The organism is Microcoleus sp. D3_18_C4, assembly GCF_036702355.1.
Classification (GTDB): domain Bacteria; phylum Cyanobacteriota; class Cyanobacteriia; order Cyanobacteriales; family Microcoleaceae; genus Microcoleus.
Genome location: NZ_JAUBTF010000091.1, coordinates 1 through 18,426 on the forward strand (window position 1 = coordinate 1; position 18,426 = coordinate 18,426).

Genomic DNA, 18,426 nt, shown 5'->3' on the forward strand with positions numbered 1-18,426 from the left:
AGTTATTAATACATTACTTGAAATTTCACGATATTCCCATTCCTGGGGCATTCATACCTTGATTCAGCAACGCCAAAATTTAAAATCTCAAATTTAAAATCTCAAATTTAAAATCTCAAATCTCAAATCTAAAATCTCAAATCTAAAATCGTATGATGACACTCAAAGACTTAGAAAAAGTCCAAAAAACCTTCAAAGAAGCCGGTCAAGACTACCAAGTTGAACTAGAAAGCGGGAAGATTATCATTGTGGGCCCGTCAGACATTGTATCTAGTGAAATTGGCATTCGCTTGAGTGCCTTTCTCTTCGTTTGGGTGAATCCCCGCCGTTTGGGTCGAGTTTTTGACTCCGCAGGCGGCTTTATTTTACCTGATGCTAACCTTACAGCACCTGATGTTTCTTTTGTCCGAGCCGCACGTCTCAGGCAAAGTCCCCGTTATTTCGGAGAATTAGTCCCAGACTTGGTAGTAGAAATTAAATCACAGAGCGATCGCATTAAACCGCTAGAAAAAAAGATTCAGAATTTCCTAGAACTCGGAGCGCAAGTAGGAATTTTGATCGATCCAGATGAAGAAACTGTAACAGTTTATCGTCAGGAAGGTGAACCGATTGTGTTTGGAAATGAAGATATTTTGACTGTCCCCGAACTTTTCCCTGGTTGGGAATTGCCAATTGCTGAACTGTGGCCGCCAATTTTTACTGAAGCAGAAACTCAAACTGAAGCCTAATAAAGTTTATGCAGGTTTTACATGGCCAGGAATGCGAAAAGCCTCTCTTCTCTTCCTCTGTGTCCTCTGCGCTCTCTGCGGTTAAATAATTCCTATGCAACCGGCAACCGTAAACGATATGAGTGCAATGGAAAAGCTTTCAATCAAGCTGGCGTACCGAGAATCATCCACTGCATTAACTGCTGCCACTCAGGAGATTGAGCGAATAAATCTGCATCGAATTCATTTCCCGCATCCTGCGAAAACTCGGCGAAAGCTTCCGCCCAATTAATTACTGTTTCCACAGGCAAATAAGGCGTATAATTCCAAGAACGCTGCAAAAACTCTACCATCTCAACAGAATGACCGGTGCGGTACAAATACCAAGCAATCCAAACTAAGGTACTGTACTTGATTTGCTTTTCCAACAAACGTATTTTATCGGGCAATTCGGGGCGGGCAAAAAAATTGTCCATGACTGCGGCGAGGGATTTAGCCTGCGGTAAACCTTTGTACATGGCGCTTTGTTCGTGCTGGCGGTAGCAAACAGTTACTTGTTGCAGCCACTCTGCTTCGCATCCCATTAAGGCTAAACGCAGCACTAAATCTGTATCTTCCGCCGGGGGAAATCGAGGATCAAATCCGCCGGCGCGCTCTAACCACTGACGGCGAAATACCATCGCGCTGGGTAATACTGGTTTCCACCGCAGCCACATTTCTAAGTCTAAGTTAGGTACATTTTGCCAGGGTTTGACATCTTTTAGGGGTTCGCCTATACTATTAACTAGACGCCAGCCGCTGTGGACTATTCCTAGATTGGGTCGCGCTGCAAATACAGCGATTTGTGCTGCTAATTTGTCGGGAAAAAAGTAGTCGTCAGCATCGAGAAAGGCGATAAATTCTCCTCGCGCTAGCTCGATGCCGTGATTTCTGGCAATCGAAACTCCTTGATTTTGTTGGAAAATGTAGCGAATTCGATCGCCATATTTCTCTAGAACTAATTTGGTATCGTCTCGGGAGCCGTCGTCTACGACAATAATTTCCCAGTTAGTATAGGTTTGGTGCAGAACGCTATCTACGGCTTGGCCGACGTAATCCGCGCAGTTGTAAGCCGGAATTACTACGCTCACCTGCGGAGTGCGATCGCTCGTAACATTACTCATAATTAATTATCTTAAATTCGATTGCGTCTTTATTTTACAATGAGCGTAGGGTGCGTCAGGAACTGACGCACCCAGCAAGGGGTTCTTGTGTTCATTAATTTGGGGTCAAGAATTTGCCAAGGTAAGTTGGTGCGTGTTCAGTATATCTTGGGGGCGAATTGCTGAAGGGTAGCGATCGCCTTTTACCTTCAAATACTTGTCAGCTATTTCCAAAACCTGCTCGGGATTGGCTGGCTTCCTCAAAAAATCGGAAGCACCTGTCAATTTCGCTCGTGTGCGGTCAATTATACTGTCTTGACTGGTCAAAAACACGATCGGAGTTTCCCGAAAAGCAGGTGTCTTTCGCAAAAAATTGCACAAAGCAAAGCCACTTGTCTTCGGCATCACCACGTCCATAAAAATTAAAGCAGGCTTTTGTTTGGCGAGGAGGCCCACTCCCTGCATGGGGTCTTGAATTTTTAGGACTCGATAGCCCTCCGGCAATAAAATTTGCTCTAAAAATTCGCAAACTGTCGGACTGTCATCAATACAAGCAATCAAAGGGCGACCCGGCCCAGCGATAGCTGCGGCCAGGCGCCACTGTTCTATAGGCGACGGCAAGTCTGGTACTGTGCGGAAATTTACTAAACCCTGCTTGATGTAATTGACTAAAGCGCGAGTTGCCACTGTCACGCACTGCTTTTTCTTAAATGCAATATCCCAAAGAGTATTCTCGCCGTTGAATACGTTACCCAAAGCGATCAAAGAATTAGAACTAAATCGATTTTGCTGCAACTGAGCCGACGGTTTTAAAAGCGGTGCTTGTTCTGGATCTACCAACCACAAACCCATTGCTTTCCACTTCTGCCAAATTTCTTCTGTACAACACAGAACTTTCTCTACTTCTGTTAAAGACAGCAGCAAAGAAGAGGTAATTGTAGAAAAATATTTCTGGGACGGACGCCACTCCCGGCGCAAACCCGATTGACCAATCAGAGCAAATAACACTTCGGAAAGGCTGGTGTGGACGATCGCCCTAGCTTGTTCCAGGCTCATTTCGCTGGCTGCTATCCCTCGCTGAAGCAGTTGATATTCCCACAGTTCTCCAGCATCGAGGTCTCTGAGATCCACTTGAAAGTTTCGACAGTGTTGCCCGATCGCCCTGTACCAGCGTCTAGCTCTGTGCGATCCTCCCGTGGCATACACCAAACTACCCTGAAAAAAGTAAAGTTGCCACTGTTGTTCCCCTTGCTCTAACACCAGTTTCCCCGTTGCTTGTTTCTGGCTGAGTACAGCCAGAGTATGGGACAACATTTTGTATCCGATTGCGGTAGCAGACATATCAACTCGCATCCCCTGTACTCTGTTTGTACCATTATATAGCTGCTGAGTTTTGAAAGATAACAGTAATTTTACTGAATTTAGGTTAAAAAACACCACTAATTGTGAGAATTTAACCCTCTTAGGGACTGATTCCCCCCAGGAGTTTTAGCCATGAGGATGTAACGGCTATTTGCCCTATTAACTAATAACTAAAATCAGGATTATAACTAATAATTAATTGCCCTCGCTATCTGTGGGAGGTACTGGATCGTAACCCCCTGGATGAAAAGGATGACAGCGCAAAATCCGCTTAACTGCCATCGAACCGCCGCGGGCAGCCCCAAATCTTTCTATTGCTTCGATCGCGTATTGCGAACAAGTTGGCTGAAATCTACAGGCGTTAGGCAGGTAAGGAGAAATCCCCATTTTGTAGCCTCGGATTAATCCGATCAGCAATATTTTCACAATTTTTACCTCAGCGATTGATTAGATTAACAGGCCAATATCGTCCCGTACCGCTGTAAGCTAGGTGCATCGAGAGCATTCCCAGCGGTTAGAGTTCCGCCAACTTTGCCCGTACCAATTATACCTTTTTTCATTTTTATTTTAGATACTTAAATCACAATTTGAGGAGATAATATGGTACTTGTCTCTGAGTTGGCTACTTGACCGATACCTAAAAAATTACCGTCTCGATCGTAAACCTGCAACGGATAGGGAGGTTGGGGTATTAGGTTGTCGGGGGGATTGTTCCTACTTTCTTCCTCTGGCCCGATCGGCGTTTCGGGAATCGGGAGGCGCTGTCCTTGAAACCAGCGTTTGGTATATTCAGGGGAAAGGACGATCGCACCTAAATGTCCCAAAACCGCCGATGGCAAAATCGGGCAGAATTTATCCTCCTGCAATTGCAGTTCTAATTCTTCAAAAGTGAGACTTTGGTCGATCGAAAAACCGCTACTTTCGGTGCGAGTCAAACAAGCCAAAGTACCGCCTGTATTCAACACCGCACCCAAATCCCGTGCGATCGCCCGAATGTAAGTACCCGCCCCGCAGGCGATGGACAAATCCAATTCAGGAAAATCCCCCGGCCGCCAATCCAATATTTCCAGCCGAAAAACCTCAACATTTCTAGCAGCAACTTCCACAGTTTCGCCTTTTCTAGCTAACTCATAAAGGCGTTTTCCTCCCACCTGCACCGCACTAAAACTAGGCGGAAATTGCTCGATTTTTCCTAGGAACTTTGGCAGTGCAGCTTGCACTTTTTCCAAACTCAACTCCGATACCGGTCGAGAATGGATAATTTCTCCTTCTAAATCGTCAGTAGCAGTAGTTAAGCCAAACCGAATCGTGCCTCGGTAAGCTTTATTGTGTTGGAGATATTGCAGCAGTCTGGTTGCTTTGCCCAGGGCGATCGGTAAAACGCCAGTCACAGCAGGATCGAGGGTTCCTCCGTGTCCGACTCGCTTGAGTTTCAATAGCCGGCGCACTCGCCCCACGCAGTCGTGAGAAGTCATGCCCGCAGGTTTGTTGAGATTGAGAAAACCGTCAGTAGTCATTAGTCAGTAGTCATTAGTCAGTTGTCAGTTGTCAGTTGTCAGTAGCTAGTAGTCATTAGTCAGTTGTTATTAGTCAGTTGTTATTAGTCAGTTGTTATTTGTTATTTGTCATACCAAATCCTGCTTAAATAACTTTCTCTATCTTAGTCTGCGAAGGCAGACTTCGTTTGTGTAGTTTGAGGTCAAAAGCGGTTTCAAGCACCGAGTCTCATAAAATGGTTAGCAAACCCGGATTTTGTATCAGTCAACAGTCAACAGTCAACAGTCAACAGTCAAGAGTCAACCGTCAACCGTCAACAATTCCCAATTAAAGAATAAAGTCTGCCTGACTGATAGAACCGCGGGCAACTCCGAATAAAGTAGCGAGAGTTTCCTTGGTGTTTGTAAGCTGAATAATTGTACTCGGCGAAGTTCCTGTCCCAGCGGAAATGGTGAGTTCGCCAAAGGTGAGACCGGCAGTCAAGCGAATTTGATCGATACCATCAGTAAAGTCTGTAATCACATCACCATCTGCCAAACGCCCGATCGCAAAAGTATCGTTTCCAGCGCCGCCAGTTAAAGTATCTCGCCCGCGATCGCCCGATAAACAGTCATTGCCGATGCCACCAAACAGCGAGTCATCGCCGGCACCCCCAAAAAGCGAGTCATCGCCCGCGCCTCCCAACAAAGTATCGGTGTCTTGGTTGCCAAACAGCACATCATTGCCATCGGCGCCCAGCATTGAGTCAGAACCTTTGCCACCGTAGAAAGTATCGTCGCCGGCGCCGCCCACAACGCTGTCGCGGCCGGCACCCCCGAACAGCAAATCATTGCCAATGTCGCCCAGCAGTGAGTCATCGCCGTCGCCGCCGTAGAGGGAATCGTCTGCGCCTAAGCCCAAAATGCTGTCAGGACCACCCAAACCAAATATCAAGTTAGCGCCCGCAGTACCTCTGAGGGAGTCGGGGCCGCTGGTGCCCCGTGTGCCGCCAGATACCCCTCCGGGACGGGTACCGCCGCCGGTGGGGGTTGGGGTTGTAACGGGAATTGGTCGAATTGGCACTGCTGATGGCATGATTCTGAAGATGGGTAGAAATTTGCCATTCTAACTTAACTTAAAAGCGGAAGTTATAAGCTCGCCAACCGCCGAGATGAGAAATATCGATCGCATCCGCCACAGCATAAGGTTCGCACAAAAAGCCCTGCACCGTCGAACCGTCCTCCAACACCAGCGTACCAATTCCCAGCGGCGGGGGAATTTTAGCGACAAATCCGCCGAAAGCCGCGATCGACAACTCCCAAACTTCCACCTCGATCGCGCTACCGCCCTCTATCTCACGCACCAATCCCGGCTTGCCCAGAGCAGTACCCGTCAAAGCGTACAGCTTGTAAATCGGGCTGGTACGGCAGGCGCGAACCAAAACGCCTCCCCCCTCGGTTAGTTGATAATTCAGCGGCTCACCGCTCAAATGAGCGCCAACCACGGCTATTTTGACTCGTTCTTCTGACGAAGGTTTGGCTGCGATGGTGGGTTCCGAGAGGGTGGGCAGCGGCAGGTTGGTTGCGCCCAAAGTTCCCCCCAAGCGATCGTGGAAAGCAGCTCCCAGGCGGCAGAGCGATAAATCGTGCCACGCAGGAGCCATCAGTGTCAATCCTGCGGGCAATCCGCTGCTTTGAAACCCGCTGGGAACTGCGATCGCGCACAAATCGAGCAAATTCGCAAAGTTCGTGTAGCGCCCGAGATTGGTGTTGAGCGTGATCGGCTCGGCTGCAACTTCTGCGACTGTATAAATCGTACCTGTCGTCGGTACCGCCAACACATCCATTGACTGCCACTGAATTTCTGCCTGCTGGCGGAGTTCTGCCAACCGGTACGACGCGCGGTAAGCCGCGACGGCATCGTAGCGTTTGCCGCCGCTGATAATTTCGTAGACGATCGGATCGATATCCTCTGGGTGCGCGTCGAGGAAATCGCCGATCGCGGCCAACCTTTCTGCTACCCAAGGCCCGCCGTAGAGCAGTTCGGCAGCATCCGCAAAGGGTTTGAAGTCAATAGGTGCGATCGTGCAGCCCAAAGATTGCAAGCGCGCGATCGCTTCTCGGTAGCGCTGTTCGGCTTCTGCATTCCCGAAAAATTCCAGTTCGCCGTCTCCGGGAACTCCCACCCGCAAGCGGGATAAATCCGGCAAAACTTTCGTTTCAGGGCGACGGGAAAACGCATCCTCAGCGTCAAAACCGCTGGCTACTTGCAGCACGGAGGCCGCATCCGCACAGCTGAGAGCGAACACAGAAACGCAATCGAGCGATCGCACCGCCGGCAGCAGGCCGCGAGTGCCGATCGAGCCGCAACTTGGCTTCAGCCCGACAATGTTGGTAAAAGCAGCGGGAACCCGCCCCGAGCCTGCGGTATCGGTACCCAGAGCAAAACTCACCAATCCGGCCGAGACTGCTGCTGCGGAACCGGAACTCGATCCGCCCGGGATGTAGCGCGAATCGAAGGGATTGCGGCAAACTCCATAAGGCGTGCGGGTTCCGACTAATCCTGTGGCAAACTGATCCATGTTTGTTTTGCCGATCGCGATCGCACCTGCCGCGCACAAACGCTCTACGACTGCGGACGATCGCGCTGGAGTGCGAGCAAACTGCGGACATCCCGCCGTAGTCGGAACGCCCGCCCAATCGAGATTATCTTTGATCGCAAAAGGTATTCCGTAGAGTGGCAATTGTTCCCGATCTAGGTTTTCCAAAGCTTTGGCGCGTTCGAGGGTTTCCGCCTGCGGTGCTAAATAAATCCATACTGCCGGATCTGCATAGCGTTCGATCCGATCGTACACGCTCGCGATTACATCTGCAGGCGCGATCGACCCGGTGCGGTAGCGATGGAGTAGCGAATGAATGTCGAGACTGTTGCTGTAGTTAAATTTTTCCATAGTGCACCGTCAGTCGATTTTAGATTTTAGATTTTAGATTTTAGATTGAACAATTGAGTTTACAGGCTTTGCTGGGCGATCGTTCGATTTTAGATTTTAGATTTTAGATTGAAGAAATCACTTCAAAGGCTGTGCAAGGCGATGGTTATTACAAATAGGATGTTAGTTTACCGTATTGGCGATCGTCCTCGTATCTCGTCTACTGGTCTAAGTATTTCTTGAGAAATATTCAACCCTGACCTTGCGGGTTTCGTCTTTTTGTGCAGGTAAACTTCGCGATTTCCCATCGCCCCGTCTCATCGCTCGCTTTAATCTTCCAAAAAGTTTAATTAACAACTCCCAAAAAAACCGTTTTTTGTAACATTTTACACATTTTCGCATTAAGTTTGCTGTTACCGTTTGAAACGTAGCAATCTAGTAAGATTGCAAACTACAGTATGCTTACCTTTCAAAAAGCTAAGTGCATTGCTGTTACTGACAGTCTCGCATAACTCCTTGGGTTGCAAACAGGACTTATACAGACAAAAACCGAAAAATTTAACCGCTTCTAGGGTTCCGATTTGAATTAGTTTCTAACTCAGCTTAGAAAGTTCAAGTGCTGGTCCGAGAGAAGCAGACTGGTCATCCCAATATTTTATTAATTTGAGGGAAACACTAGCCAGTTACACGGCGGGATAAAAGCCCGGGAGAAACGCGATCGGTCATCAAGACTCGGTTCGTTAGCTCTCGGGCTTTATCCTTGTATATCAGGGGGGTTTGCGGAAGCTAAGGAAGCCAAAGAAGGTGCAAAAGCTCGATCGACATATTCACCTCTAACCAGCAACCAGAATCTGCTATGAATATCCGATATTGCTCGCCCAAAATAACGCGATCGCCCTTATCCTACTGCGCCCTATTTTTCATCACCTTGTTTTTCGCTGTTGGCTGCGTCAACCCGGCAATTTATATCAAAACCACGACTGAAAGCGAAGCAGCTTCTTCAGTAAGTGCTGATGCAGTTAGCCTCGGATTCAGCGCGTGGCCCGGCTGGTTTCCTTGGCAGATTGCCAAAGAACAAAAGATATTTGAAGTCAATAAAGTTCCTGTAGACTTAAAATGGTTTGACGGCTACTTAGAATCGATCAGCACCCTGACAGCAGGACAGATAGATGCTAACAGCCAAACCCTCGGCGATACAGTAAACTCTATATCAGGTGGCGCCGACCAAGTAATTGTTTTAGTCAACGACAACTCGACGGGAAATGACAAAGTAATTGTCGCCGAAGGCATCAATTCCGTTGCCGATTTAAAAGGTAAAAAAGTGGCAGCAGAGGAAGGTACAGTCGATCACTTTCTATTGCTGTTAGGGCTGAGAAAAGCAGGTTTATCAGTGCGGGACATTCAATTTGTACCGCTGGAAACCGGCAAAGCTGCGGCGGCTTTCGTCGGAGGACAAGTCGATGCGGTGGCAGTATTTGCGCCGTTTACCACGCAGGCATTAAAACGCTCGAATAGCAAGGAATTGTTTAGTTCCAAAGATTTTCCGGGGGCAATTTCGGACCATTTGGTATTCACCCGAAAGTTTATCAACGAACACCCGGATCGAGTGCAAGCCCTGGTCAATTCATGGTTTGCAACGTTGGAATACATGAAAGCAAATAAAGAGAAATCTTACGAAATTCTAGCAAACCGCGCCGGAGTTAGCGTTGAGGAATACAAAGAATATGAAAACGGCACTAAGATATTTACGGTTGAGGAAAACTTGAAAGCCTTTCAACCAGGAAATGACATGACATCATTGCAGTTTGCGGCGGTAGAAATGACTAAATTCCTCGTCGATGTAAATTTAGCGAAAACCCAACCAGATATCAGCACATTATTTGACGATCGCTTTATCAAAGCTTATGCAGAAGGTAAAAGCTAAAAGGCATAATTTACGATTGTGCATACACAAAAAAACCTAAAAAAAAATACTTTTTATAATCCCCCAAATCTACTTCAATTAATCGCTCAACTGTTCTGCAATTAAATCATGCCACCAAACCCAGATCCGCGATCGATCCAATCCCACCTCAAGCAAAAAAGCCTAAATCCCACCGTTTTCTGGCGGATTGCGGAAGAGATACCACAACCCCTCAATATTGGGTTAACGGTAACATCGATCGCACTGCCGCTGCTGGTATGGTGGCTAGTAACAACTTTCGCCGATGTAGACCCCAAATTTTTGCCTTCCCCCGGCAAAGTGTTAGAAGCATTCGGCCGACTGTGGAACACTCGCGAACTTTTGAAAGACACGGTAGCGAGTTTGTGGCGAGTGGGAGTGGGCTTTCTGTTCGCCTTGGTTTTTTCCATACCAATTGGCGTGCTGATGGGCAGTTTTTCCAGTATTCGTGCCTTGCTTGAACCCATGTTCGGCTTGATGCGATATATGCCCGCACCAGCATTCATTCCCCTGCTAATTCTCTACTTGGGCATCGGCGAAGAACCCAAAATAATGCTGATATTTATCGGCGTCTTTTTCTTCAATTCGCTGATGGTGATGGATACAGTCAAGTTTGTTCCCAAAGACTTGATCGAATCTACTTATATGTTGGGCGGGAATCGCTGGGAAATCCTAACTCAAGTTATTTTTCCCCACGTTTTGCCGGGAATTCTTGATGCTAGCCGCATCAACCTAGCTGCGGCTTGGCAATTGGTAATCGTCTCGGAATTGATTGCTGCAACCGAAGGCTTAGGCCGCCGGATCAGCGTCGCCGGTCGATTTCTCCGAACCGATGAAATATTTGTGGGGCTGATTGTCATTGGGGCGATCGGACTGACTTTTGACTTGCTTTTTCAATATCTGCTGCGGGTTTCTTGTAAATGGTCAAGCCAGAAACAGTAAGCAGATTTTGAAGGAAGAAGGAAGAAGGAAGAGGGAAGAAGGCAGTGGTGTAAAATAAACTTGAAACCCCCGCTACCTATCGTTTTTACTCCTAAATTTTACAGATTTGGGGATTGAAGAAATCAATTTTTTACTTACAATACAGAGGATAAACTCATGTTTCTACAAATCAACAACCTGCACAAAAGCTTTGAAACGAAAAAAGGTAAATTAGTTGTCCTCAAGGACATCAATATGAGCATTAAGCAAGGCGAATTTATCTGCGCGGTAGGCGCATCCGGTTCGGGCAAATCTACTCTGTTGAGGCAGATTGCGGGATTGGACAAGCCGACAACAGGGGAAGTGAAAATTGACGGCAAGGAAGTTGTTTCGCCTGGGCCGGATCGAGGTATGGTATTTCAGCATTACACTCTTTATCCTTGGATGAACGTGCAGGAAAATGCCGAGTTTGGCCTCAAACTTCAAGGCGTGTCCAAGAAAAAGCGGCGCGAACAAGCGAGCTATTATTTGAATGTGGTAGGATTGACGCAGTTTGCTTCGTCGCTGCCGAAGGAATTGTCGGGCGGGATGAAACAGCGGGTGGCGATCGCCCGCGCCCTCGCTTCTGAACCTAAAGTGTTATTAATGGATGAACCTTTCGGCGCCTTGGATATCCACACGAAAGAATCGATGCACGAATTCATGCTCGATTTGTGGCGCCGCACCCAGATTACAATCTTTATGATTACCCACGATGTCGAAGAAGCGGTGTTTCTTTCCAATCGGATTTATGCTTTGGGCGCTCGTCCCGGTACAGTGAGAAAGGAAATGTCGATTAATTTGCCCGATCGCACTCCCAGCGTTAAACGCCACGCCAAATTCCACGATTACCGCGACGAACTCATGGATTTGATGCGGAAACACGGACAGGAAGCAGTTGCAATGGCTGCTTAAATAGAAATAGGTTTGTATTTGCACTTTTTGCACCCGCGCCAAGAGTTTAACTGCCAACCTAAGTAAGTGGAAACTTAACATCTTGCACTATTGTCAATTACCTATTTAGGAACGGGCAAGATGCCCGTTCCACAATAAAATTGAGTTTTGTGGAACGGGCATCTTGCCCGTTCTTGAGAATGGTGCAAGATATCAGTGGAGATAAATATTACTTTGGGAGAGGGTGACTTTTGCCACTACAAAATACTATTGTTTTGTTTCGCTGACCCCCCCAAATACATCAAGAGGAACTTATGGTGCAACTATCATCGATCGACACAAACTCAGAAATTGATTCTGACCTCGTATTAATGCAAGAAACCGTACCGGGCGGCGCGTACTGGTCGGGGGTCATCAAGCGGGGAAACACCCTGCGAATCAGCGATTTAGAAGGCTCTCGCGGCGTTTCCATGCTGTGCTACAACGCCGACAATGCGATCGAACGTTTCAACGCAGCAGACACCGCCAAAATTCAATTCAACGCCTTTCTCAAACAAGGCATGGTGCTTTACACAGACATGGGACGCATCCTATTTTCCATCACCCAAGACACCTCCGGCTGTCACGATTTGTTAGGAGGATGCAGCAACGCCGTTAGCAATGCCAAAAAATACGGCGAAGGAGACTGGAAAAACTCTCGCGACAACTTCCTCAAAGCCCTAACTCGGTGGGGATTGAGCAAAAAAGATATCATGCCCAACCTCAACTTATTTACTCGCATTGCCGTCAAACCAGACGGCACGATGGAGTTTCGCGAAGGCTGCGAAAAACCGGGTAGTTTTATCGATTTGCGAGCCGAAATGAACGTATTGACCGTTATATCTAACTGCCCCCACATCCTGCATCCGGCTTCAATTTACGATCCAAAACCCATCCAAATTCAGATTGTGAAAACCCCCGCCCCCGCACCAGACGACTTGTGCCGCACCGCCAACCCGGAAGCCGTGCGCGGCTTCATCAACACCGATGCTTTGTTCGTGCAATAAACCCCCGATTACACAATTCAATCTTGTCCCCACCAATCTGCGGTGAAAAATTCTGTACTTCCATCACAAAAAGTGAACCATGACTGCAACTACCCAACAACTTCTCGATCCAAAAACTGCAATTTATAACGAAGTTTTACCCGCCAGACATCCCTGGGCTCGCGTCATCAAAAAAGGACAGATTCTCCGCATTGTAGATTTAGGCGGAAATCAAGCAGTAGATTTTTTAGTTTACAATGCCGATGACCCTTCCGAACGCTACAGCGCCCCCGATACGATCGTCAATCAAGGCAACATCTTTGTCACTACAAACAGCCAACTCATTTCCAACGAAGGGCGAGCCATGATGACCATAATTGCTGACTCCTGCGGACGGCACGATACCTCCGGCGGCGCCTGTAGCTGCGAAAGCAATTCGGTGCGGTTTGGCCTAGATAAAAAATACCAGCACGCCTGCGTTGAAAATTTCCTCGCCGCAATTCTTCCCTACGGTTTGGGCAAGCGAGATTTAGTCAGCAATATCAACTTTTTTATGAATGTTCCGGTTAGCGAAGATGGCACCCTTGAAATTGTTGACGGCATCTCTGATCCGGGAAGTACAGTTGATTTGCGAGCCGAAATGAACGCGCTGGTTGCTATTTCTAACTGCCCGCAAATGAACAATCCTTGCAATGCTTACAATCCTACGCCGATTCAATTGATTGTTTGGGATGCGGTATAGGTTGTAGCTGCCTACCCGCCAGAAACCGCCAGGGGTTTAAACCCCTGGCTAATAGCTAAAGTCCTCTAAAGAGGACTGAAGAATCGATTGCCCATTAGCAATTATCAATTATCAATTAGCAATAACCAATTAGCAATTATTAATTACCTAAATGTTTAACAAAGTTTTGATTGCAAATCGCGGTGAAATTGCCTGCCGAATTATCCGCACGCTCGATCGCCTCGGAATTGCTTCGGTAGCAGTATATTCTGAAGCCGACGCCCACGCCAAACACGTTTTCGCCGCCACCGAAGCCGTTTGTATAGGTGCAGCCCCCGCAGCCGAGAGTTATTTGCGGTTCGATCGCATTCTCGAAGTTGCGCGCCAAACTAAAGCTCAAGCCATCCATCCGGGTTACGGCTTTTTGAGCGAAAATGCTGAGTTTGCCGAAGCTTGCGCCAGCGAAAATATTGCATTTATCGGCCCGACTCCGAGTCAGTTGCGCTGCTTTGGATTGAAGCACACCGCGCGGGAAATAGCCGCTGCAAATCAAGTGCCGCTAACTCCCGGAAGCGAACTTTTAGCAAGTTTAGAAGATGCCCAAAAAGCGGCTGGGGCGATCGGCTATCCGGTGATGCTCAAAAGTACCGCAGGTGGCGGCGGCATCGGTTTGCAGGCTTGTTTTGGCGATCGAGATTTGGCAGAAGCATTTGAAAAAGTACAGCGTTTGAGTCAAAGCAATTTTAAACAAAGCGGCGTTTTTTTAGAGAAATATATTCAAACAGCTAGGCACATTGAAGTCCAAATCTTTGGAGATGGCAAAGGAAATGTCATAGCCTTGGGCGAGCGAGATTGTTCGGTGCAGCGGCGCAATCAAAAAGTAATTGAAGAAACCCCCGCCCCTGCTATTAGCGACGAACAGCGAAATCAGTTGTACAGTGCAGCAGTGCGGTTGGGAAAAGCGGTAAATTACCAGTCAGCGGGTACTGTTGAATTTGTTTTTGATGTCGATGCGAAACAGTTTTATTTTTTGGAAGTCAACACGCGCTTGCAAGTTGAACACGGCGTTACTGAAGCTGTTAACAACATCGACCTTGTTGAGTGGATGATCAAACAGGCTTCTGGGGATTTGTTCCCCCTGGAAAAGTACCGCTATCGGCCGCAGGGACACTCAATTGAGGTGCGAATTTATGCGGAAGATGCCGACAAGAATTTTCAGCCGAGTTCCGGGTTGCTGAATCAAGTTGCGTTTCCCGAAAACGTCCGCTGCGACAGTTGGATAGAAACCGGCACGGAGGTTACTCCTTTTTACGATCCGCTGCTAGCCAAAGTAATCGTTTGCGGGGATAATCGAACCCAGGCGATCGCTCAACTCAAAGCTGCTTTAGAGGCCAGTGAAATAGCGGGAATTGAAACTAATTTAGATTACCTCCGTCAGATTTTGGACGATTCCCGATTCAGCCGGGGCGAACTGAGCACGCGCTTTTTAAACTCTTTTGAATACGCACCTTTAACGATCGATGTATTGGATGGGGGAACCTACAGCAGCATTCAAGATTATCCGGGGCGGATTGGCTATTGGGATGTTGGCGTGCCGCCTTCTGGGCCGATGGATCATCTGGCATTTCGATCGGCAAATCGTTTAGTAGGAAATCCCGAATCGACAGCAGGATTGGAATTCACAGCGACCGGCCCAACTCTGCGCTTTAATGCCGATACAGTTATTAGTTTGACTGGTGCAATTATGAAGGGAACGCTAAACGGCGAACCGGTGCCGTTTTGGACAGCAATTCCCGTCAAAGCGGGCAGCATTTTCAAGTTAAAAGGCATTCAAGGCGGCGGCTACCGCACTTATTTAGCGGTCAAGCACGGCTTTAATGTCCCCGATTATTTGGGTAGCAAATCAACCTTTGTACTGGGCAAATTTGGCGGACACGCGGGCCGCACGCTGCGTCCGGGAGATGTGCTTAAACTGCTTCAAACTGCAACTCTGGAAGCGGAAATATCTTTGCCTCCGCAACTAATTCCTACCTACAGCAATAATTGGGAAATCGGCGTTTTGTATGGGCCTCACGGCGCGCCGGATTTCTTTACTGAGTCAGACATCGAAATGTTTTTCTCTACAGAATGGCAGGTGCATTACAACTCCACGCGGACGGGCATTCGGCTGATCGGCCCGAAGCCCACCTGGGCGCGTCAAGACGGAGGAGAAGCGGGTTTGCACCCGTCTAACATTCACGATAATGCTTACGCGATCGGCACGATCGACTTTACGGGCGATATGCCTGTAATTCTCGGTCTTGACGGCCCGAGTTTGGGAGGTTTTGTCTGTCCTGCTACTATTGTGCAGTCGGAATTGTGGAAAATCGGGCAACTGAAACCGGGGGACAGCATTCGCTTTCACTGTTTGAGTTTTGCGGAAGCTTTGCAGCGGGAGTTAGCACAAGATAAGCAAATTTCTACTTTTTGTTTGCCTGTTTTTGAGGAAAATGCGGAGAAATTGCCCGCAGTTCCCGCCTCTCCAATTTTGCACAAAATTCCCGAATCTCCGGGACAGGTTGCTGTTACTTACCGTCAAGCTGGTGATAAATATATTCTAGTTGAATACGGCCCATTGGTGCTGGATTTAAATTTGCGTTTTCGGGCGCACGCCTTGATGGAACATTTGAAAGCAAATCCGTTGCCTGGTGTGATCGAATTAGTGCCGGGAATGCGATCGCTCCAAATTCATTTTGACAGCCGCCAGATTTCGCAACAGCAGCTAATGCAGGCGCTGATTGCGGCTGAGGCGGAACTTCCGGCGATCGAGGATTTGGAAGTGCCGGCGCGAATTGTGCACTTGCCTTTATCTTGGGAAGATGAATCGACGCTGTTGGCGATTGAAAAATATATGCAGTCTGTGCGATCGGATGCACCTTGGTGTCCCAGCAATATTGAGTTTATTCGCCGCATAAACGGGCTTGAAAGCATCGAACAAGTCAGAGAAATTGTATTTAATGCTAGCTATTTAGTGATGGGTTTGGGAGACGTTTATTTAGGCGCGCCCGTCGCAACTCCCCTCGATCCGCGCCACCGTTTGGTTACTACTAAATACAATCCCGCCCGCACTTGGACTCCTGAAAATGCAGTGGGGATTGGCGGCGCATATTTGTGCGTTTACGGAATGGAAGGGCCCGGAGGTTATCAATTTGTCGGCCGCACGGTGCAAATGTGGAATCGGTTCAAACAAACGGCGGATTTCCAGTCTGGTAAACCTTGGCTTTTGCGCTTTTTTGACCAAATCCGATTTTATCCGGTTTCTCATGAGGAGTTGCACCGCTTTCGGGAAGAATTTATTGAAGGGAAGTTTAAATTAAAGGTTGAGGAAATTACTTTTAATTTGAGAGAATACAATGAGTTTTTGCATTCTATTGCGGGCAGTGCTGCTGAGTTTAAAGCGCAGCAGCAGGCCGCATTTAATGCAGAGCGCGATCGCTGGGCCGCATCCGGGGAATTTGAAGCTGAATCAGCAGCAGAATCCTCGGCGGATGTGGCTTCTGAAACAGCGGCGGAGGTTACTTTGCCGATCGGTTGTGAGGCAGTTGTCGCTCACGTTTCGGCTAATGTTTGGCAGGTGCTGGTTAATGTTGGAGATGCGGTTGCTGAGGGCGATCGCCTGTTAATTTTGGAAGCGATGAAAATGGAAATTGCTATTACTGCTGATGTTGCCTGCACTGTTGCCGAGTTGTTTTGTGAAAAGGGGCAAACGGTGACAGCCGGACAAATTCTAGCGGCTGTTCAACCGAATTAATCCCTCTGTTGTCAGTTCGGGGACAGTCGGAAGCTAGGCAGCAATCAAATCAGTAACTACTCTCTGGGTTAGCCGCTGCATACGTTAGTTTTGATCCTCAAGGATTTTCTGCCAATTGGCGATTTATTGACCGCCGAGGTCGGTGGGCTGTCCGACCCCAATACCCGGATGTGAATTTCTTCTCCGAAGGATTTGCTGTTGTCGTTGGTGGGGAAGAGTGGGGCTTTATTGCCCGCTAGACCATTGCATCACGCGATCGCCTGTAAAACTGTTTGACCAAAGCGAATCGTTAATTTAGCATTTATAGTGTTGATATTTGTTGGCTCTGCACAATCAAGTTAAGAAAGGCGCAGTTGACATCCACCCCGTGCTGAAGCGACGGGGATTCCTAAGACTCACGACTTAGGTTTCTGCTTCATAGCACCAGCCTTAACAGACTTACTCTGTTGAGGTCTTACAGTCGCTCCACAGACATTCACCGCAAGCCCTGCGGCAAGAATGTTTTTGGCTGCATTCACATCACGGTCATGGTGAGTCCCGCATTTAGGGCAATCCCATTCTCGTATATTGAGAGGCAGCTTTTCGACGATGTACCCACAGTTGCCACATCGTTTAGAACTCGGGAACCATCTGTCGATCTTGATCAACGTGCGACCGTACCAATCACACTTATATTCAAGTTGCCTGATCAACTCACCCCAACTAGCATCGCTGATCGAGAGTGCAAGTTTTCGGTTCTTTATCATGTTTTTCACAGCCAAATCCTCAACGGCGATGGTTTGGTTTTCACACACCAATCGAGTCGTCAACTTGTGAAGAAAATCCTTTCTGGCATCACTGATTTCCTGATGCACTTTTGCTAGTTTGAGCCGCGCTTTGTATCGATTGTTTGACCCTTTTTGTTTGCGACTCAACGCCTTCTGAGCTTTTTTCAGCTTGCGGTATTTCGCATGGAAGCATTTCGGATTAGCAATCTTTTCGCCTGTAGTCAAAGCAACCAAGCTATTAAACTCAGCGAGACTGTCTCCAGTCCCGCTGGTCTTCAAAACCGTGCATGAGATTTTCACCTCACACGGCTCCTCAATGCTTTGGTGCTTGTTACGCATACCTCATTACCCATTTATCATCGACTTTTTCAAGTTTTCTGGTGGGCTTAGGCTTGGCACTATTACAGCCAGATTGGTTGCCGAGACTGCTATCAATAGCTGTCTTTGTGTCGTGGCAATGTCTGTGAAGGAGTTGCCAATTATCGTAAGAATCCTTTCCATCTTGCGATTTAGGGATTCTGTGGTCAATTTCCATCACATCGTTTTCACGGAAAAACAATCCACAGTGGGTACACTTCCCTTTTTGCTTTTTCAGGAGTTTCGATACCTTACTTGGCATTTCTGGGTTTTTACCCATTCTTGTACTCCAGTAAACCAGATTCCCGTCGTATGGAGACGATTCGCTTTTAACTTTTATATGTCGTACTATTG

15 protein-coding genes, 1 pseudogene and 1 riboswitch are annotated in these 18,426 nt (G+C 47.8%); of the genes and pseudogenes, 8 read left to right on the top strand and 8 right to left on the bottom strand.

From position 1 onward, the window contains the following. Nucleotides 1–155: 155 nt before the first annotated feature. Nucleotides 156–728 carry a Uma2 family endonuclease gene (locus tag QUA90_RS28010; protein WP_333448534.1) on the top strand — a complete coding sequence of 191 codons (573 nt, stop codon included), beginning with the start codon at nt 156–158 and terminating at the stop codon, nt 726–728. A gap of 143 nt (nt 729–871) precedes the next feature. Here QUA90_RS28010 and QUA90_RS28015 read toward each other — a convergent pair whose 3' ends face one another. The 6 genes from QUA90_RS28015 to atzF form a co-directional block, all read right to left on the bottom strand. After that, entirely contained in the window at nt 872–1,870 is a 999-nt protein-coding gene (locus QUA90_RS28015; protein ID WP_333448527.1) for a glycosyltransferase, read from the bottom strand. Between the two features lie 105 nt (nt 1,871–1,975). Then, nucleotides 1,976–3,190 carry a response regulator gene (locus QUA90_RS28020; RefSeq protein WP_333330930.1) on the bottom strand — a complete coding sequence of 405 codons (1,215 nt, stop codon included), beginning with the start codon at nt 3,188–3,190 and terminating at the stop codon, nt 1,976–1,978. A gap of 216 nt (nt 3,191–3,406) precedes the next feature. Beyond that, nucleotides 3,407–3,637 (bottom strand): membrane protein insertion efficiency factor YidD, encoded by a 231-nt coding sequence (yidD, locus tag QUA90_RS28025; RefSeq protein ID WP_333330933.1) that lies wholly within the window; start codon nt 3,635–3,637, stop codon nt 3,407–3,409. 149 nt (nt 3,638–3,786) lie between these two features. Next, the gene (gene truB, locus QUA90_RS28030; protein ID WP_333448528.1) at nt 3,787–4,728 is read right to left on the bottom strand and encodes a tRNA pseudouridine(55) synthase TruB; all 942 of its coding nucleotides are present in this window, start codon (nt 4,726–4,728) and stop codon (nt 3,787–3,789) included. 307 nt (nt 4,729–5,035) lie between these two features. Then, the gene (locus QUA90_RS28035) at nt 5,036–5,782 is read right to left on the bottom strand and encodes a calcium-binding protein (RefSeq protein ID WP_333448529.1); all 747 of its coding nucleotides are present in this window, start codon (nt 5,780–5,782) and stop codon (nt 5,036–5,038) included. A gap of 40 nt (nt 5,783–5,822) precedes the next feature. Continuing rightward, a complete protein-coding gene (gene atzF / locus QUA90_RS28040; RefSeq protein ID WP_333448530.1) occupies nt 5,823–7,637 on the bottom strand; it encodes an allophanate hydrolase in 1,815 nt (604 codons plus the stop codon). Nucleotides 7,638–8,173: 536 nt separating this feature from the next. Further along, a riboswitch (guanidine-I (ykkC/yxkD leader) is annotated at nt 8,174–8,328 on the top strand. Between the two features lie 144 nt (nt 8,329–8,472). Here atzF and QUA90_RS28045 point away from each other — a divergent pair. From QUA90_RS28045 to QUA90_RS30605, 7 genes are all read left to right on the top strand, one after another. Further along, nucleotides 8,473–9,540, top strand: coding sequence for an ABC transporter substrate-binding protein (locus QUA90_RS28045; protein WP_333330945.1), 1,068 nt, complete (start codon nt 8,473–8,475; stop codon nt 9,538–9,540). A 108-nt stretch (nt 9,541–9,648) separates the two neighbouring features. After that, on the top strand, nt 9,649–10,500 hold the full coding sequence (locus tag QUA90_RS28050) for an ABC transporter permease (protein WP_333330948.1): 852 nt from the start codon (nt 9,649–9,651) through the stop codon (nt 10,498–10,500). A gap of 156 nt (nt 10,501–10,656) precedes the next feature. After that, nucleotides 10,657–11,433 (top strand): ABC transporter ATP-binding protein, encoded by a 777-nt coding sequence (locus tag QUA90_RS28055; protein ID WP_333448531.1) that lies wholly within the window; start codon nt 10,657–10,659, stop codon nt 11,431–11,433. 293 nt (nt 11,434–11,726) lie between these two features. Further along, the gene (locus tag QUA90_RS28060) at nt 11,727–12,458 is read left to right on the top strand and encodes an urea amidolyase associated protein UAAP1 (RefSeq protein ID WP_333387579.1); all 732 of its coding nucleotides are present in this window, start codon (nt 11,727–11,729) and stop codon (nt 12,456–12,458) included. A 79-nt stretch (nt 12,459–12,537) separates the two neighbouring features. Beyond that, complete coding sequence (locus QUA90_RS28065; protein ID WP_333061019.1) at nt 12,538–13,179, top strand: urea amidolyase associated protein UAAP2; 642 nt, start codon at nt 12,538–12,540, stop codon at nt 13,177–13,179. A 151-nt stretch (nt 13,180–13,330) separates the two neighbouring features. Then, nucleotides 13,331–16,948, top strand: a complete 3,618-nt coding sequence (gene uca, locus QUA90_RS28070) for an urea carboxylase (protein ID WP_333448532.1) — start codon at nt 13,331–13,333, stop codon at nt 16,946–16,948. A gap of 125 nt (nt 16,949–17,073) precedes the next feature. Further along, the gene (locus QUA90_RS30605) at nt 17,074–17,187 is read left to right on the top strand and encodes a WG repeat-containing protein (protein ID WP_445300148.1); all 114 of its coding nucleotides are present in this window, start codon (nt 17,074–17,076) and stop codon (nt 17,185–17,187) included. Nucleotides 17,188–17,343: 156 nt separating this feature from the next. On the opposite strand, the pseudogene QUA90_RS28075 reads toward QUA90_RS30605, so the two are convergent. Together QUA90_RS28075 and QUA90_RS28080 are read right to left on the bottom strand one after the other, a co-directional pair. Beyond that, a pseudogene (locus tag QUA90_RS28075) lies at nt 17,344–17,955 on the bottom strand (RNA-guided endonuclease TnpB family protein); the annotation flags it as partial. Nucleotides 17,956–18,046: 91 nt separating this feature from the next. After that, nucleotides 18,047–18,426 (bottom strand): HNH endonuclease signature motif containing protein (locus QUA90_RS28080; protein WP_333448533.1); only part of this gene is annotated, 380 nt, incomplete at its 5' end.

What these genes read in the sequence shown, in the direction of transcription:
- QUA90_RS28010 (WP_333448534.1), top strand. Translation starts at nt 156, where the DNA reads ATGACACTCAAAGACTTAGAAAAAGTCCAAAAAACCTTCAAAGAAGCC.
- QUA90_RS28015 (WP_333448527.1), bottom strand. Translation starts at nt 1,870, where the DNA reads ATGAGTAATGTTACGAGCGATCGCACTCCGCAGGTGAGCGTAGTAATT.
- QUA90_RS28020 (WP_333330930.1), bottom strand. Translation starts at nt 3,190, where the DNA reads ATGTCTGCTACCGCAATCGGATACAAAATGTTGTCCCATACTCTGGCT.
- truB (WP_333448528.1), bottom strand. Translation starts at nt 4,728, where the DNA reads ATGACTACTGACGGTTTTCTCAATCTCAACAAACCTGCGGGCATGACT.
- QUA90_RS28035 (WP_333448529.1), bottom strand. Translation starts at nt 5,782, where the DNA reads ATGCCATCAGCAGTGCCAATTCGACCAATTCCCGTTACAACCCCAACC.
- atzF (WP_333448530.1), bottom strand. Translation starts at nt 7,637, where the DNA reads ATGGAAAAATTTAACTACAGCAACAGTCTCGACATTCATTCGCTACTC.
- QUA90_RS28045 (WP_333330945.1), top strand. Translation starts at nt 8,473, where the DNA reads ATGAATATCCGATATTGCTCGCCCAAAATAACGCGATCGCCCTTATCC.
- QUA90_RS28050 (WP_333330948.1), top strand. Translation starts at nt 9,649, where the DNA reads ATGCCACCAAACCCAGATCCGCGATCGATCCAATCCCACCTCAAGCAA.
- QUA90_RS28055 (WP_333448531.1), top strand. Translation starts at nt 10,657, where the DNA reads ATGTTTCTACAAATCAACAACCTGCACAAAAGCTTTGAAACGAAAAAA.
- QUA90_RS28060 (WP_333387579.1), top strand. Translation starts at nt 11,727, where the DNA reads ATGGTGCAACTATCATCGATCGACACAAACTCAGAAATTGATTCTGAC.
- QUA90_RS28065 (WP_333061019.1), top strand. Translation starts at nt 12,538, where the DNA reads ATGACTGCAACTACCCAACAACTTCTCGATCCAAAAACTGCAATTTAT.
- uca (WP_333448532.1), top strand. Translation starts at nt 13,331, where the DNA reads ATGTTTAACAAAGTTTTGATTGCAAATCGCGGTGAAATTGCCTGCCGA.